14 protein-coding genes are annotated in these 15,546 nt (G+C 70.8%); 9 read left to right on the forward strand and 5 right to left on the reverse strand.

Annotated elements, in window-relative coordinates:
- Window positions 1-97 precede the first annotated feature (97 nt).
- Window positions 98-1,609, forward strand: a complete 1,512-nt coding sequence (gene glpK, locus BEP24_RS08250) for a glycerol kinase GlpK (RefSeq protein ID WP_065962232.1) — start codon at window positions 98-100, stop codon at window positions 1,607-1,609.
- 178 nt (window positions 1,610-1,787) lie between these two features.
- On the opposite strand, the gene trpD is transcribed toward glpK, so the two are convergent.
- Window positions 1,788-2,843 carry an anthranilate phosphoribosyltransferase gene (gene trpD, locus BEP24_RS08255; RefSeq protein WP_065962234.1) on the reverse strand — a complete coding sequence of 352 codons (1,056 nt, stop codon included), beginning with the start codon at window positions 2,841-2,843 and terminating at the stop codon, window positions 1,788-1,790.
- A 70-nt stretch (window positions 2,844-2,913) separates the two neighbouring features.
- On the opposite strand from trpD, the gene BEP24_RS08260 reads away from it, so the two are divergent.
- From BEP24_RS08260 to BEP24_RS08280, 5 genes are all read left to right on the forward strand, one after another.
- Window positions 2,914-3,552, forward strand: coding sequence for a heme-copper oxidase subunit III (locus BEP24_RS08260; RefSeq protein WP_065962236.1), 639 nt, complete (start codon window positions 2,914-2,916; stop codon window positions 3,550-3,552).
- 21 nt (window positions 3,553-3,573) lie between these two features.
- Window positions 3,574-4,383 carry a cytochrome c gene (locus tag BEP24_RS08265; protein ID WP_065962238.1) on the forward strand — a complete coding sequence of 270 codons (810 nt, stop codon included), beginning with the start codon at window positions 3,574-3,576 and terminating at the stop codon, window positions 4,381-4,383.
- A 33-nt stretch (window positions 4,384-4,416) separates the two neighbouring features.
- On the forward strand, window positions 4,417-5,487 hold the full coding sequence (locus BEP24_RS08270; RefSeq protein ID WP_065962239.1) for a Rieske 2Fe-2S domain-containing protein: 1,071 nt from the start codon (window positions 4,417-4,419) through the stop codon (window positions 5,485-5,487).
- Window positions 5,487-7,175: a ubiquinol-cytochrome c reductase cytochrome b subunit gene (locus BEP24_RS08275; protein WP_065962241.1), complete on the forward strand. Its 1,689-nt coding sequence runs from the start codon at window positions 5,487-5,489 to the stop codon at window positions 7,173-7,175. Before BEP24_RS08270 ends, BEP24_RS08275 begins: the two co-directional genes overlap by 1 nt.
- Before the next feature lie 182 nt (window positions 7,176-7,357).
- Window positions 7,358-8,317, forward strand: a complete 960-nt coding sequence (locus BEP24_RS08280) for a phosphodiesterase (RefSeq protein WP_065962246.1) — start codon at window positions 7,358-7,360, stop codon at window positions 8,315-8,317.
- Window positions 8,318-8,590: 273 nt separating this feature from the next.
- Here the strand turns inward: BEP24_RS08280 and BEP24_RS08285 are convergent, their stop codons facing one another.
- The 4 genes from BEP24_RS08285 to BEP24_RS08300 form a co-directional block, all read right to left on the reverse strand.
- Window positions 8,591-10,144, reverse strand: coding sequence for a stealth conserved region 3 domain-containing protein (locus tag BEP24_RS08285; protein WP_065962249.1), 1,554 nt, complete (start codon window positions 10,142-10,144; stop codon window positions 8,591-8,593).
- A 175-nt stretch (window positions 10,145-10,319) separates the two neighbouring features.
- Window positions 10,320-10,679: a DUF6804 family protein gene (locus tag BEP24_RS08290; protein ID WP_065962295.1), complete on the reverse strand. Its 360-nt coding sequence runs from the start codon at window positions 10,677-10,679 to the stop codon at window positions 10,320-10,322.
- Between the two features lie 89 nt (window positions 10,680-10,768).
- Window positions 10,769-11,368 carry a GDSL-type esterase/lipase family protein gene (locus BEP24_RS08295; protein ID WP_065962251.1) on the reverse strand — a complete coding sequence of 200 codons (600 nt, stop codon included), beginning with the start codon at window positions 11,366-11,368 and terminating at the stop codon, window positions 10,769-10,771.
- Entirely contained in the window at window positions 11,365-12,897 is a 1,533-nt protein-coding gene (locus tag BEP24_RS08300; protein ID WP_065962253.1) for an SDR family oxidoreductase, read from the reverse strand. Before BEP24_RS08300 ends, BEP24_RS08295 begins: the two co-directional genes overlap by 4 nt.
- 42 nt (window positions 12,898-12,939) lie before the next feature.
- Here BEP24_RS08300 and deoC point away from each other — a divergent pair, with 42 nt between their 5' ends.
- The 3 genes from deoC (at window position 12,940) to BEP24_RS08315 (ending at window position 15,469) form a co-directional block, all read left to right on the forward strand.
- Window positions 12,940-13,686: a deoxyribose-phosphate aldolase gene (gene deoC, locus BEP24_RS08305; RefSeq protein WP_065962255.1), complete on the forward strand. Its 747-nt coding sequence runs from the start codon at window positions 12,940-12,942 to the stop codon at window positions 13,684-13,686.
- Between the two features lie 163 nt (window positions 13,687-13,849).
- On the forward strand, window positions 13,850-14,833 hold the full coding sequence (locus BEP24_RS08310) for an ROK family protein (RefSeq protein WP_065962258.1): 984 nt from the start codon (window positions 13,850-13,852) through the stop codon (window positions 14,831-14,833).
- A 75-nt stretch (window positions 14,834-14,908) separates the two neighbouring features.
- Complete coding sequence (locus tag BEP24_RS08315) at window positions 14,909-15,469, forward strand: type IV toxin-antitoxin system AbiEi family antitoxin (protein ID WP_171898760.1); 561 nt, start codon at window positions 14,909-14,911, stop codon at window positions 15,467-15,469.
- Window positions 15,470-15,546 lie beyond the last annotated feature (77 nt).

Raw genomic sequence — 15,546 nt, forward strand, 5'->3', positions numbered from 1 at the left:
CCTCCGCGTCGGTCGGCCCCACCCCGGGGTCGACCCCCGCACCGGTCGGTCCGTCACCGGACCCGACCACGCCGAACACACCCGCAAAGGAGCACCAATGGCCGACTACATCGTCGCCATCGACCAGGGCACCACCTCGACCCGAGCGATCGTCTTCGACCACTCCGGCTCGATCGTCTCGGTCGGGCAGAAGGAGCACGAGCAGATCTTCCCGCGCGCCGGGTGGGTCGAGCACGACCCGTCGGAGATCTGGGACAACACGCGTGAGGTCATCGGCCAGGCGCTGTCCCGTGCGGACATCACCCGCCACGACGTCGCCGCGGTCGGCATCACCAACCAGCGCGAGACCGCGGTCGTGTGGGACAAGACCACCGGCAAGCCGGTCTACAACGCCATCGTCTGGCAGGACACCCGGACGCAGGCCCTCGTCGACAAGCTCGCCGACGGCGACACCGACCGCTACAAGGCGATCGTCGGCCTGCCCCTGGCGACGTACTTCGCCGGCACGAAGATCATGTGGATCCTCGAGAACGTCGAGGGTGCCCGCGAGAAGGCCGAAGCCGGCGACCTGCTGTTCGGCACGACCGACACCTGGGTCCTCTGGAACCTGACCGGTGGCACCGACGGCGGCGTGCACAAGACCGACGTCACGAACGCGTCGCGCACCCTGTTCATGGACCTCGAGACCCTGCAGTGGCGTGACGACATCCTCGCCGACTTCGGTGTCCCGAAGTCGATGCTCCCCGAGATCGTCAGCTCCTCCGAGGTCTACGGCCACGTCGAGTCGTCGAACCTGCTCCGCGAGGTGCCGATCGCCGGCATCCTCGGCGACCAGCAGGCGGCGACGTTCGGTCAGGCCGCGTTCGACCAGGGCGAGTCGAAGAACACCTACGGCACCGGCAACTTCCTCATCTTCAACACCGGTACCGAGATCGTCCGCTCCGAGAACGGCCTCCTCACCACGGTCGGCTACAAGCTCGGCGACCAGGACACGCACTACGCGCTCGAGGGCTCGATCGCCGTCACGGGGTCGCTCATCCAGTGGCTCCGCGACAACCTCGGCATCATCGGCAGCGCCCCGGAGGTCGAGGCCCTCGCCAAGACCGTCGAGGACAACGGCGGCGTCTACTTCGTCCCGGCGTTCTCGGGGCTGTTCGCGCCGTACTGGCGTCCGGACGCCCGCGGTGCGCTCGTCGGCCTGACCCGCTACGTGAACAAGGGCCACATCGCCCGTGCCGCCCTCGAGGCGACGGCGCTCCAGACCCGCGAGGTCCTGGACGCCGTGAACGCGGACTCCGGCGTCGAGCTCACCGAGCTCAAGGTCGACGGCGGCATGACCGCCAACGACGCGCTCATGCAGTTCCAGGCCGACATCCTCAACGTGCCGGTCGTGCGCCCGGTCGTGGCGGAGACCACCGCGCTCGGCGCGGCCTACGCCGCCGGTCTGGCCGTCGGGTTCTGGGCGAACCTCGACGAGCTCCGTGCCAACTGGCAGGAGGACAAGCGCTGGGAGCCGCAGCTCGACGAGGAGGAGCGTGCGCGCCAGCTGCGCCTCTGGAAGAAGGCCGTCACGAAGACCTTCGACTGGGTCGACGAGGACGTGCGCTGACGCGCAGCTGAGGTGACCGCCTGGAGGCGCGGTGCGGGTCCGACGGACCGGCACCGCGCCTCCGGTGCGTCGCCGGCTGGTGCGGTGTGGAGTGCGGGTCCGGCGGCCACACGCCGCGCCTCCGGCGCGTGGCCCGCTGGTGCGGTCCGTAGTGCGGGTCCGGGAGCCCCTGTCGGGCTCAGGCGGCGGGCGCCGCGCCCACCCAGTCAGCCAGTTTGCGCGCTCCGGCACCCGAGTCGATCGCGTCGGCCGCGACGGCGAGCTGGTCGCGGAACCGCTGCAGGATCGGCACGTCGACCTGCTCCGGGTCCTCGGCGAGCCGGAAGGCCACGAGACCGGCCGCGGCGTTCAGGAGGACGATGTCGCGGACCGGTCCGGTCTCCCCCGCGAGCACCCGGTGCACCACCTGCGCGTTGTGCTCGGGGTCCCCGCCCAGGAGGTCCTGCGTGCGGGCCCGGGCGATGCCGAGGTCGCGCGGGTCGAGGTCGTGCTCGGTGACCCGGCCGCCGGTGACCTCCCAGATGTGGGAGTGGCCGGTGGTGGTCAGCTCGTCGAGACCGTCGTCGCCGCGGAACACGAGGGCCGTCGCCCCGCGGGTCTGGAACACGCCGGTGATGATCGGGACGAGGTCGAGCTGCGCCACGCCCACCGCGTTCGCTTCGCACCGGGCCGGGTTCACGAGCGGACCGAGGAAGTTGAACACCGTCGGCACCCCGATCTCGCGCCGGACCGGGGCTGCGTGGGCGAACCCGGGGTGGAAGGCGCTCGCGAAGGCGAAGGTCAGTCCGACACGCCGGAACGTCTCGGCGACACGCGCGGCGTCCATCGTGAGGTCCAGGCCGAGGGCCGCGAGCACGTCGCTCGACCCCGACTTCGACGAGCTCGCCCGGTTGCCGTGCTTCACGACCGGCACGCCCGCGGCGGCGATGACGATCGCGGCCATGGTCGAGACGTTGACCGTGCCGACGACGTCGCCGCCGGTCCCGACGATGTCCAGCGCCATCGGGTCCACGTCGAGCGGCACCGCCGCGTCGAGGATCGCGTCGCGGAAGCCGACGACCTCGTCGACCGTCTCGCCCTTCGCCCGCAGCGCCACGGCGAACGCGGCGATCTGTGCGGACGTCGCGCGTCCCTGGACGATCTCCTCCATGGCCCATGAGGACTGGCTGATGGAGAGGTCCTCGCGAGCCATGAGCGCGCTGATCACCGAGGGCCAGGAGAGTGGGAGCGACATGGCTCGATCGTAGTGAATTCGGAAGACCCGCCAGTCTGCTGCGAAAACACTGTCACAGGTTTCGGCCATAATGGAGGACGTGACTAGCACCCCTCTCTCCAGAAGCGCCAGCGGTCCGGTCCTGAACAGGCCCAACGCCGTTGCCGTGGGGACGATCGTGTGGCTGGGCAGCGAGGTCATGTTCTTCGCCGGCCTGTTCGCGATCTACTTCACGTTGCGCAGCACCTCGCCCGAACTGTGGGCCACCGAGACCTCCAAGCTCGAGGTGCCCTTCGCCTCCGTGAACACGATCATCCTGGTGCTGTCCAGCTTCGCCTGCCAGTTCGCGGTGTTCGCCGCGGAGCGCTTCCAGGTGCACCGCACGAGCTGGAACCCCAAGGACTGGGGCATGACGGAGTGGTTCTTCGTCACGTACTGCATGGGCGCGATCTTCGTCTGCGGCCAGATCTTCGAGTACGCCAACCTCTGGCACGAGGGCATGACGCTCTCCTCGAGCGCGTACGGCTCGGCGTTCTACATGACCACCGGCTTCCACGGCCTGCACGTCACCGGCGGCCTGATCGCCTTCCTCCTCACCCTGGGTCGCGGGTTCGCCGCGAAGAACTTCGGGCACAAGGAGGCGACCACCGCGATCGTCGTGTCGTACTACTGGCACTTCGTCGACGTCGTCTGGATCGGTCTCTTCGCCGTCATCTACCTTCTCAAGTAGGAACTGGACACCCCCCACAGCATGTTCACCAGAACCAAGACCAAGAAGGGCCGCCGTTCCCCGATGGCGACCGTCTCGCTCATCGTCGTCGGTCTCATGACCACCGGCGGTGCGTACGCGCTGTTCAGTTCGACGGCCAACGCCGACGACAGCACCACCGCCACGGCGGCCTCGAGCCAGTCGCAGGTCAACGAGGGCCAGAAGCTCTTCGCATCGAACTGCGCGACCTGCCACGGCCTCGACGCCCAGGGCACGAGCGAGGGTCCGTCCCTCATCGGTGTCGGCGCCGCGTCGGTCGACTTCCAGGTCGGCACAGGCCGCATGCCGATGGCAGCGCAGGGCCCCCAGGCCGAGGAGAAGCCCGCCCAGTTCACGGACGAGCAGGTCGACGCCATGGGCGCCTACGTGGCCTCGCTCGGCCCCGGCCCGGGCATCCCCTCCACCAAGCTGACGAACGGCAAGGACGGCGACGCCGCCGAGGGTGCGGAGCTCTTCCGCATCAACTGCGCGATGTGCCACAACGTCGCGGGTGCCGGCGGCGCCCTGACCGAGGGCAAGTACGCGCCGAACCTGCAGACCGTCTCCGGCAAGCACATCTACGAGGCCATGGTCACCGGCCCGCAGAACATGCCGGTCTTCAACGACCTGAACCTCACCCCGGAGCAGAAGGCCGACATCATCACGTACCTGAAGTACGTGCAGGACAACAAGTCGCCGGGCGGGTTCGCCCTCGGCTCCCTCGGCCCGGTGGCAGAGGGTCTGTTCATCTGGATCTTCGGTCTGGGTGCGGTCGTCGCGATGACCGTGTGGCTGACCGCGAAGTCCAACTGATCGTCCGTGTCGCACGACACTGAAGGGAACACCATGGCAGAGCACGACGACGAGGCACTGAACTCGTCCTCGGCTGTCGAGAAGCACGGCACGACCAGCAGCACCTCGGCCGGTACCGCGGTCGTCCCCGCGGACGCCTTCGAGAACCCGGGTGAGCCGCCGCACCGCGCACGTCGCACCGACGTCGACCCGAAGAAGCAGCGGCTCGCCGAGCGCCAGGTCGCCACGTTCTTCTACCTCTCCATCGTCGGCAGCGTCCTCGCGATCGCGGCGTACGTCGCGTTCCCGATCGACCCGGAGGACTTCGGCACGGTCCGCGCCGGCAACCTCTGGCTCGGCCTCGCCATCACCCTCGCGCTCCTCGCGCTGGGTCTCGGCGCGGTCTACTGGTCGAAGTCGCTCGTCGTCGACCGCGAGATCACGGAGATGCGCCACGGCACCCGTGGGACGGACGCGACCCGCGCCAAGGCGGTCGAGGCGTTCCAGCTCGCCGACAAGGAGTCGGGCTTCAGCCGTCGCAAGCTGATCCGCAACTCGATGATCGGTGCACTCGCGGCGTTCCCGCTGCCCGGCATCGTCCTCGTCCGTGACCTCGCCCCGGCGGAGGACCCGAACGAGCTGCTCCGCCACACGTTCTGGAAGTCCGGCCTGCGCCTGACCAAGGACCCGACGGGTCTCCCGATCAAGGCGTCCGACGTCACGATCGGCTCCGTCTTCCACGTCATCCCCGAGGGCATGCTCGAGTCCGAGCACATGCTCGAGGAGAAGGCCAAGGCGTCCGTGCTGCTGATGCGCCTCGACCCGAAGGACCTCAACCCCTCCAAGGGGCACGAGGACTGGGGTTACGACGGCATCGTCGCCTACTCCAAGATCTGCACCCACGTCGGGTGCCCGGTCGCGCTCTACGAACAGCAGACGCACCACCTGCTGTGCCCGTGCCACCAGTCGACGTTCGACGTCTCGAACAACTGCGAGGTCATCTTCGGCCCGGCCGCACGTCCCCTCCCCCAACTTCCGATCGCGATCGACGACGACGGCTACCTGGTTGCCCAGAGCGACTTCCACGAGCCGGTCGGACCGTCCTTCTGGGAGCGTGAACGCTGATGACCAGCACCACCACCACGAACGCCCCGTCGACGGCCACCAAGCCGCAGCCGGAGCGCGGGTCCCGCATCATCGGGGCCGCCGCCAACTACATCGACGAGCGCACCAGCATCTCCGGCCTCGTGAAGGAGGTCGGGCGCAAGATCTTCCCCGACCACTGGAGCTTCATGCTCGGCGAGGTCGCGCTGTACAGCTTCGTCGTCGTCCTGCTCTCGGGGACGTTCCTCACGTTCTTCTTCCAGGCGTCGATGACCGAGGTCGTCTACAACGGCTCGTACGTCCCGCTCAAGGGCGTCGAGATGTCGACCGCCCTGCAGTCGACCCTGAACATCTCGTTCGACATCCGCGGTGGGCTCTTCGTGCGCCAGGTCCACCACTGGGCAGCCCTGCTCTTCGTGGCCTCGATCATGCTGCACATGGCCCGCGTGTTCTTCACCGGTGCCTTCCGCAAGCCGCGTGAGATCAACTGGGTCTTCGGCTTCGTGCTGTGGGTCCTGGCCATGGCCGAGGGCTTCACCGGCTACTCGCTCCCCGACGACCTGCTCTCCGGCAACGGTCTCCGCATCATCGTCGGCATGATCGAGGGCGTCCCGGTGATCGGTGTGTGGATCGCCTACCTGCTGTTCGGTGGCGAGTTCCCGGGCACCGACATCGTCGGCCGCCTCTACACGCTGCACATCCTGCTGCTGCCGGCGATCCTCGTCGCGGTGCTCGGTGTCCACCTCGTGCTCGTGGTGATCAACAAGCACACGCAGTTCGCGGGCCCCGGCAAGACCAACGACAACGTCGTGGGCGTCCCGATCCTCCCGGCGTTCGCCGCGAAGGCCGGTGGCTTCTTCTTCATCGTCGCCGGCATCCTCGCCGCCATCGCGTCGCTGTTCACGATCAACCCGATCTGGAACTACGGCCCGTACGACCCGTCCCCGGTGTCCGCCGGTACCCAGCCCGACTGGTACATCGGCTTCGCCGACGGCGCGCTCCGTCTGGTGCCGCCGCACTGGGAGGTCGTGTGGTTCGGCTACACGGTGTCGTTCAACATCCTCGCGCCGATCGCCGTCCTGATGGCGCTCATCGTGGCGATGTTCGTCTACCCGTTCATCGAGGCATGGGTCACGGGCGACAAGCGTGAGCACCACCTCGCCGACCGTCCGCGCAACGCCCCGACCCGCACCGCCATCGGTGCCGCGGGCATCACGCTCTACGCCTCGCTCTGGGCCGCCGCCTCGTCCGACATCATCGCCACGCACTTCATGGTGTCGATCGAGCACGTGATCCACGTCATCCAGGCCACGACGGTCCTCGGCCCGTTCGTCGCCTTCTGGATCACGAAGCGCGTCTGCCTCGCGCTGCAGAAGAAGGACCGCGAGATCGTCCTGCACGGCTACGAGTCGGGCCGGATCGTGCGGCTCCCCCACGGCGAGTACATCGAGGTGCACGAGCAGCTCGACGAGTACGAGCGCTGGAAGCTCCTGCAGTTCAACGAGTACAAGCCGCTCATGATCCGTCCGGACGCCAAGGGCCGGATCAGCCAGGCGCAGAAGGTCCGCGCCCGTGTCTCCCGCTTCTTCTTCGAGGACCGCATCGCGCCGGTCACGAAGGCCGAGCTCGAGGCCGCCCACGCCGCGCACCACGGTCCGGAGCTCGACAGCTCCGCGCCGGCACCCGCGGTCGGCGCCGGGAACCACTGAGTCTCCTCGGCAAGAACGAACGAGCCCCTCGTCCACTTCGTGGTCGGGGGGCTCGTTCGTTCTCCGCCCTTTCAGGAACACACCCCTCCGGTTCACCTCGGATTCACGATCGGGTGGTGGACTCGTCCAGGACGGTGTGGCAACGTGTTGCACCACGCATCCGCCAACGGAACGAGAGACCGATGGACAGCCGGACGGCCGAACACCCCAGGCCGAACCACTTCCTCCTCCACCTCAGCGACACCCACCTCGTGGCGGAGGACCGCGCCCTCTACGGCGACGTGGACTCCGCCGCCCGACTCCAGGCGATCATCGACGACGTCGAGGCCTCCGGGACCCGGCCGGAGGCGATCGTCGTCACGGGCGACGTCGCCGACAAGGGCGAGGCCGGCGCGTACGCGCGCGTCAAGGCGATCGTCGAGCCCGCCGCCGAACGCATCGGCGCGCAGGTCATCTGGGCGATGGGCAACCACGACGAGCGCGGCGCGTTCCGCCAGGAGCTCTTCGGCCTGCAGCCCACGGATCGTCCCGTCGACTTCGTCTACGACGTGAACGGCCTGCGGGTCATCACCCTCGACACGAGCGTCCCGGGCGCCCACCACGGCGAGGTCTCCCCCGCGCAGCTCGACTGGCTGGCCGAGGTCCTCTCCGAGGCGGCACCGCACGGCACCATCCTCGCGATGCACCACCCGCCGGTGCCGAGCGTCCAGGACCTCGCCGTGCTCGTCGAGCTCCGCGACCAGGCGTCACTCGCCGAGGTCGTCGAGGGCTCGGACGTCATCGCGATCATCGCCGGACACCTGCACTACTCGACGAGCGCGGTCTTCGCGGGCATCCCCGTCTCCGTCGCGAGTGCGACCTGCTACACGCAGGACCTCACCGAGTACCTCGGCGGCACCCGCGGTCAGGACGGTGCGCAGTCGTTCAACCTCGTGCACGTGTTCGGGGCGAACGTCGTCCACTCGGTCGTCCCGATCGGGCACTACTCCACGGTCGGCGAGCCGGTCTCGGCCGAACAGACGGAGGCCCGCCTCACGGCCGCCGGTGTCACGATCCCCGCTGCCGTCGAACCGGCCCCGGTCACGTCGAGCATCCCCGTGTTCACGCACGACACGGTGCCCACCTCGCCCATCCGTCGCTGACGGTCCGTCCGAGGTCGGTGACGGCAGCGACGGGAGCCCCGACCGTCACCCAGCGGCGAGTCCCGCGCCACTCCGGCGGGATCGGCTGATGAGCCCCGCCGGCCGAGCGGGCAGGACACGCCGCGCGCGTTCCGTCGAGCGCGCGGTGGTCGTCGGACGGGGCTCGCGAGCGTGACGGATCCGGCCCGCTCGCTCCCGACCGTGACGGATCCGGCCCGCTCGCCCCCGAGCGTGACGGACCCCGCCCGCCGACGGACACCGGTCGGCGGGCCGCTACGCGTCCGTGCGCTCCCACGGCGCCGGGAACGGGAAGTACTTCTCGAGGAAGTCCGTCACGCGCTCCGTGCGCTCCTCGTCCGAGACCTCCGGGAAGCTCCCGTCGTTCAGGCAGAAGAAGTCGACGTCGCGCTTCTTGAGCAGGTCCTGGAGCGCCTTGAGCCCGGACTGCATGGTCGTGTCGATGTACCGCACCGGAGCGTTCTCCTGCACGATCGCCCGACCCGTGAGCAGCGCGTAGTAGTGGTACAGCGAGTTCGTGACGGAGATGTTCTCGGCGGCCCGGAACCGCGACGCGGCGGTCGCCCGGAACTCGTCCGCGAACTCGTGCTCCATCTCGGTCAGGATCGACGCGCGCAGGGGCGTCGGCGCGTGTTCGAGGTGCCTCGTGGTCACCGCACCGAAGCGTTGCTGCAGCAGCCGCCGGTTGACACGGGCCGAGTTCTCGAACCCGCTGCGCGCCGGGTTGTTCGAGCCGAGTCCGATGCGGGTCGTCGCGAGGATGAACTTCGTCACGGACCCCGGGCTGAAGAACACCGACGGGTCGACCGTGCGCCCGAAGAACATGTCGTCGTTCGAGTAGATGAAGTGCTCGCTGATGCCCGGGATGTGGTGCAGCTGCGACTCGACGGCCTGCGAGTTGTGCGTCGGCAGGACGGAGGGGTCGGCGAAGAACTCCTCGCTGCGGACGATGCGGACCTTGGGGTGGTCGGCGAGCCACTTCGGCGCCGGCGAATCCGTGGCGATGTAGATCTGCCGGATCCAGGGCGCGAACGTGTGCACCGACCGGAGCGCGTACTTCAGCTCGTCGATCTGCCGGAACCGCGCGGGGGCGTCGTCGCCCTCGCCGAGCACCGCGTTCGCCTGCGCTGCCTGACGGGCGCGCTGGTACTCGATCGCGTTGCCGTCCACCCACGAGAACACGATGTCGATCGGGAACCGGATGTCCGAGACGTGGTCGTCGAACATGTGCTCGACGGTGCGCCAGGTCCGGCCGTAGCGCTCGATGTCGACCAGGACGAACTCGTCGACCGGCAGGCTGCGGCGCATGAGCGCGTTCTCGACCGGGGCGAGGACCTCGGTGTCCGTCACCCGCCAGAACTCGACCTGCACGCTCGTCTCGGCGCCGTAGCGGAGACGGCCGAGCGGCTCGAGCCGCGGGCGGAACACGCGCAGGACGGGCTCTTCCGGCGAGCCGAGGCCGTCGTCGATGACGAGCACGGCGGGCTCCCCCGGCGGCTTCGCGTAGAACGGCTCGTTCGCCGACGCCGCCATGATCGCACTCTCGGCGCGCTGCCGGTCGCGCTCGTCGAGCGCGATCACCGGCCGCTGGTCGTTGCCACGGATGAGCAGGTGGTCGACGTCACCGGCGGTGAGCGCGTCGTCGAGGAACAGGAGGTCCTCGATCATCGACTGCTGGGGCGTGAGGTGCCCGTTCACCAACGTGAGGCGGCCCTTCCGGACCACGACGTCGGGACGGTCGAGACCGCCGGAGGACGGTCGAGGGTTCAGCAGAGGACTCTCGGTCGCCGGCTCGGTCTCGTGGCTCATCCATGCCCTTCGGGTCGCCGTCGGGCCCTGCGCCCGACCTTCCCGATCCTACCGTCCGGACGGCGGCCCGGTCCGCGCGGCACCGCTGGGCCGCCCGGCCTGCGGGAGGCGGGTGCCCGGGTGCGGTCTGGAGGCCGGTCCCGGCTCCGTCCCGCGGCCGGCGGTCGGTCGCCGGTCAGGGACGGGAGGCGGTGGTCGCGTCCGTCCCGCGGGGCACCTTCACGACGATCCCCACGACGATGAACAGGGCCGCGGCGAGCAGCTGCAGGGCTGCCCAGACCTGCCCCGGGATCGGCACGACCACCACGGGGTTCCAGCACACCGCGATCGCGGCGGTCAGCACCGCGGCCCACCAGACCCGCCCGCGCACGGCGAAGACGAGCACGATCAGCGCGAGCACCGTGATGCCCCAGCGCGCGAACACGAACGCCGACGAGTCGATCACGGCGACGCAGGCGAGCAGGACGATCGCTGCCAGCAGCGACGGGGCCAGGGCGGGACGCGTGTACCCGGGTGTGCCCGTGGCACCGCCCACGGGGGCCGTGCGACCCGCGGCGGACCGGGTCGGACCCGCCGGGACGCCGTGCAGCGACGACCCCGCCGGGGGGCGACCCTTCCGCGCCATCAGGCGTCGGCCTCCTCGAGGTCGATCGCCTGGATCGGTCGGGACATCGGCGGGAGCCCGCGCAGACGCTCGAGTGCCGGGACGAGCTCGTCGACGACGGCGCGGTAGCCGTCCTCGGTCAGGTGCAGGCCGTCCTCGGTGAAGCGTTCGTCGAGGTGGTCACCGTCGGCCAGCGCCGGCCACAGGTCGAGGTACTGCGCGTGGCACGTGGCGACGAACTGGCGCAGGTGCCGGTTCGCCTCCTCGATCTTGGCGGACCAGTCTGCCTGGCGCGGCAGGATCGACACGAGGAGCAGGCGGACGCCCGGCAGCTCGCGGCGGAGGGTGACGAGGATCGACTCGACGCCGCGGACGACGTGCTCGACGCTCGACCGGTGGTTGCCGAAGTCGTTCGTGCCGATGAGGAGCACGATCGACTCGGGCTTCGCGGCGACCACGTCGTCGAGGCGCGCGAGCACGCCGTCGGTGGTGTCACCCCCGACACCCTGGTTGACGGTGCGTTCGCCCGGGAGCCACTGGTCCCACGACCCCTGCTCGGTGATGCTGTCGCCGAGGAACAGGACGGTGCCCTGGTGCTCGGTCGCGGCCTGCGCGGTCATGCTGCCTCCTCGTGTGCGGGTTGCTGGGTCCCATCATGCTGGGTCCAGTTCCGCCCCGTCGACTCCGTGTGCTCGGACTCCCGCTCGGCGGCCGCCGTGATCCGCTCGACCATGCCGGGGAAGATCACGCCGTGGAAGGGCAGGATCCCGTACCAGTACAGCCGACCGGACAGGCCCTGCGGGAAGTAGATAGCACGCTGGTGGTAGTCGCTGCCGCCGGCCTCGTTCGGGGTGACGGTCATCTCGAGCCACGCGCGGCCCGGCGACTTGAACTCGGCGCGGAGGCGGAGGTACCGGCCGCGCTCGAGGCGTTCGACGCGCCACCAGTCGAGTGCGTCGCCCTGCTCGAGGCGCTTCGGGTCGCGACGGCCGCGGCTCAGGCCGACCCCGCCGGCGAGCTTGTCCATCCAGCCGCGGGCGACCCACGCCAGCGGGAACGAGTACCAGCCGTTGTCGCCGCCGATGCCCTCGACGACGCGCCAGACGTCCTCGGCGGACGCGGACGTGTGCCGTCGGCGGTCGTCGACGTAGACGGTGTGGCCCGCCCAGTCGGGGTCGCTCGGCAGCGGGTCGGCGGGGGTGGCCGACAGGGTCGCGCTCCGCCAGCTCGTCTCGACCTCGCCCGACCGCATCCGCGCGAGCGCCAGACGGACCGCACGTCGGTACGAGGTGAGCCCGCCCTCGGGCCGGGGCACGAGGTCGTCGATGTCGTGCTCGCGCTGGACGCACTCGAACTGCAGCGACTCGATGATCGGCGTCGCGAGCTTCTTCGGGATGGGGGTCACGATGTTGAACCAGTGCGCGGACAGCCCGGGGGTCAGGACGGGCAGCACCGTGAAGCGCCGCTGGGGCAGCTTCGCCTCGACCGCGTAGCCGTTGAGCATCTGCCCGTACTTGAGGACGTCGGGACCGCCGATGTCGAAGGTCCGGTTCACGTCGGCGGGGATGTCGAGCGCGGCGACGAGGTAGTACAGGACGTCGCGCACCGCGATCGGCTGGATCCGGTTCCGGACCCACCGGGGCGCCGGCATCCACGGCAGGACGTCGGTCACGTGGCGGATCATCTCGAACGAGGTGCTCCCCGAGCCGATGACGACGCCGGCCTGGTACGCGATCGTCGGGACGCCCGACGCGAGCAGCACGTCGCCGACCTCCTTGCGGCTGCGGAGGTGCTTCGACAGCTCGCCCTCCGGGTGCAGGCCACCGAGGTACACGAAGCGCCGCACCCCGGCGTCCCGGCCCTCGCGCGCCATCGTCTCCACGGCGTCGCGCTCGGCCTGCTCGAAGTCGCCGTCTGCGCCCATCGCGTGCGCCAGGTAGTAGACGGCCTCGACGCCCTGCACGGCGGCACGGACGGCCTCGGCGTCCTGCAGGTCACCCGCGGCGACCTCGACGTCGTCGTGCCAGGGGACGTCCTGCAGCTTCCGCGGGGTGCGGACGAACACCCGGACCTGGTGTCCGGCTTCGAGGAGACGGGGGACGAGCCGACCACCGATGTAGCCGGTGGCGCCGGTGACGAGGACCTGCATGCAGGGCACGGTACGCGCGCCGCCTCCGGGTAGGCTTGCCGGGTGGACAACGCAGCCTCCCCCGCCGGTCCGGTCGCCCTCGACGCCGATGCCGTCCGTGCCCTCATCGACCACGCGATCCTCAAGCCCGAGCTGACCCGCGACGACGTCGACGCGCAGCTCGACGAGGCCGCGGCGCACCGCGTGTTCAGCGTGTGCGTCCGTCCGAGCGACGTCGCGCACGCGGTCGAACGCCTCCGCGGCACCGGCGTCGGCGTCGGGACGGTCATCGGCTTCCCGCACGGCACCACGACCACCGCGACCAAGGTCGCCGAGTCGCTGCAGGCACTCGCCGACGGCGCGTTCGAGCTCGACATGGTGCAGGACATCGGCGCCGCCCGCTCCGGCGACTGGGCCCGCGTCGAGCAGGACGTCCGCGCGGTCGTCGACGCCGCCGGTGACACCGTCGTCAAGGTGATCCTCGAGACCGCGTTCCTCACCGACGACGAGGTCGTCGCCGCCTGCCGTGCCGCGCAGTCGGCCGGTGCCGCGTTCGTGAAGACCTCGACGGGCTTCGCCGGCGGCGGCGCGACCGTCGAGCACATCCGCCTCATGCGCGAGACCGTCGGGCCCGACACGGGCGTCAAGGCCTCCGGCGGTGTCCGCGGCCTCGACACCCTGCTCGCGATGGTCGAGGCGGGTGCGGACCGCATCGGCACGAGCGCGTCGGCACGCATCCTCGACGAGGTCGCCCACCGCGCCGCGACGGGCACCGCGTCGACCGCGGGCGACGACACGTCGTCCTACTGACGTCGACCCGCCCACCCGGCACAGCCGGGTGGGCGGGACACCCTGCTCCCGTCCGCACCTGCGATCGAGAGCACCCACCACCACCGGACCGAGCCGTGCCGGACGCGACGAACGTCACCGAGCCGGGCCGGGCCTCCCGTCCATCCGCCGCATCGGAGCGCGCATGACCACCACCTCGTCCCCGGAACCGGCGACCACCGGTCCGACCACCGCCGGCGCACGCCTGGCCCTCGCCGTCGACCTGGGCGGCACGAAGGTCGAGGCGGCCCTCGTCTCCGACGACGGCGTCGTCCTGCCGGCCACGCGCTTCCGCAGCCCGACCGGGCCCGGCCGGACCTCGGAGGAGCTGCAGGCCGCAGTCGACCAGGTCGTCACGAGCGCCCTCGCGGCGCTGCCCGCGGACGCCGAACTGGTCGGTGTCGGCGTCGGCTCGGCGGGACCGGTCGACGAGCAGCACGGCCTGGTGTCGCCGCTCAACATGCCCGTCTGGCGCGGCTACCCGCTGCGCGACCGTGTCGCCGCGCACGTGCCGGCCGGTGTGCCGGTGACGCTCCGCATGGACGGCCTCGCGATCACGCTCGCCGAGCACTGGGTCGGCGCCGCGCAGGGCCACGACCACGTGATGGGCATGATCGTGTCGACCGGTGTCGGCGGCGGGCTGATCCTGCACGGACGCACCGTGAGCGGGCCCACCGGCAACGCCGGGCACATCGGGCACGTCGAGTGCGGCGGGTACGACGACCCGTGCGCCTGCGGTGGGACCGGCTGCCTCGAGGCCGTCGCGAGCGGCCCGAAGACCGTCGCCTGGGCCCGACGCCAGGGCTTCACCGGGACCACGGGCGAGGAGCTCGCGGCTGCGTACGCCGCCGGCGACGAGGTCGCGGTCGCAGCCGTCCGGCGCAGTGGTCGGGCGCTCGGACAGGCCATCGCGTCCGCCGCGAGCCTGGTCGACCTCGAGGTCGTCGCGATCGGCGGCGGGTTCTCGCACGTCAGCCCCGACCTGTTCGCGTACGCCCGCGAGGCGGTCGCCGAGCGCGTCGAGTTCGGGTTCGTGACGAAGGTGCAGATCGTGCCGACCGGGCTGTCGCAGGACGGGCCGCTCATCGGTGCAGCCGCGCTCGTGCACCGGGCCGACGTGCTGCGCTGAGCCGAGGCACCGGCGGTGCTCGGTCGCTCTCCACAGGGGGTGCAGCCGACGGGCATGGTCGGGCAGGATGAGCGGGTGTCGTCGCCCCGCCTCGTGACCAGCGACGACTGGCCGGTCGCCGAGCTGCACGCGGCGGTCCTCGCCGGGGAGCTCGTCGCGGTGGGGCCGTGCTGGGCCTCCCCCGCCGAGCCCCAGGACCCTGCCCTCCGAGCCGCTGCGCACGGCTGGCGTCTGCCGGACCCGCGGCTCGTCGCGAGCGGGCGCAGTGCCGCCTGGATCTGGGGCGCGTGCTCGCGGGCACCCGAGCCCCTCGAGGTCAGCCTGCCGTCGCGCGTCCGCGTGCCGGTGGACCCGGACGTGCGCCTGCGCGAGGTCCGACTCCCGCCGACCGACGTCGTCCGGTTCGGGACGGTCGCCGTCACCACACCGTTGCGCACGGCGGTCGACCTGCTCCGGGTGCAGGACGGCTTCGACGACGCGTCCGCCGGTGCGGTGCACGGCCTGCTGGTGACCGGCACGGTCGACGAGGACGCCGTGCACGCGGCGCTCGACGCGCTCGGTACCGTCCCGATGGTGCGCCAGGCCGCACGACGGCTCCGGACCCTGACCGGCCGAGCCGGACCGAACCGGTCCTGACCGGCAGGTCAGCCCGACCGGGGTGGGTGGCACAGCGGCGCGCCGGCCCGGAGGGCTCGGCCGCACGACGACCCGGA

Source organism: Curtobacterium sp. UCD-KPL2560 (genome assembly GCF_001705035.1).
Classification (GTDB): Bacteria; Actinomycetota; Actinomycetes; order Actinomycetales; family Microbacteriaceae; genus Curtobacterium.

What these genes read in the sequence shown, in the direction of transcription:
- glpK (WP_065962232.1), top strand. Translation starts at nt 98, where the DNA reads ATGGCCGACTACATCGTCGCCATCGACCAGGGCACCACCTCGACCCGA.
- trpD (WP_065962234.1), bottom strand. Translation starts at nt 2,843, where the DNA reads ATGTCGCTCCCACTCTCCTGGCCCTCGGTGATCAGCGCGCTCATGGCT.
- BEP24_RS08260 (WP_065962236.1), top strand. Translation starts at nt 2,914, where the DNA reads ATGGAGGACGTGACTAGCACCCCTCTCTCCAGAAGCGCCAGCGGTCCG.
- BEP24_RS08265 (WP_065962238.1), top strand. Translation starts at nt 3,574, where the DNA reads ATGTTCACCAGAACCAAGACCAAGAAGGGCCGCCGTTCCCCGATGGCG.
- BEP24_RS08270 (WP_065962239.1), top strand. Translation starts at nt 4,417, where the DNA reads ATGGCAGAGCACGACGACGAGGCACTGAACTCGTCCTCGGCTGTCGAG.
- BEP24_RS08275 (WP_065962241.1), top strand. Translation starts at nt 5,487, where the DNA reads ATGACCAGCACCACCACCACGAACGCCCCGTCGACGGCCACCAAGCCG.
- BEP24_RS08280 (WP_065962246.1), top strand. Translation starts at nt 7,358, where the DNA reads ATGGACAGCCGGACGGCCGAACACCCCAGGCCGAACCACTTCCTCCTC.
- BEP24_RS08285 (WP_065962249.1), bottom strand. Translation starts at nt 10,144, where the DNA reads ATGAGCCACGAGACCGAGCCGGCGACCGAGAGTCCTCTGCTGAACCCT.
- BEP24_RS08295 (WP_065962251.1), bottom strand. Translation starts at nt 11,368, where the DNA reads ATGACCGCGCAGGCCGCGACCGAGCACCAGGGCACCGTCCTGTTCCTC.
- BEP24_RS08300 (WP_065962253.1), bottom strand. Translation starts at nt 12,897, where the DNA reads ATGCAGGTCCTCGTCACCGGCGCCACCGGCTACATCGGTGGTCGGCTC.
- BEP24_RS08310 (WP_065962258.1), top strand. Translation starts at nt 13,850, where the DNA reads ATGACCACCACCTCGTCCCCGGAACCGGCGACCACCGGTCCGACCACC.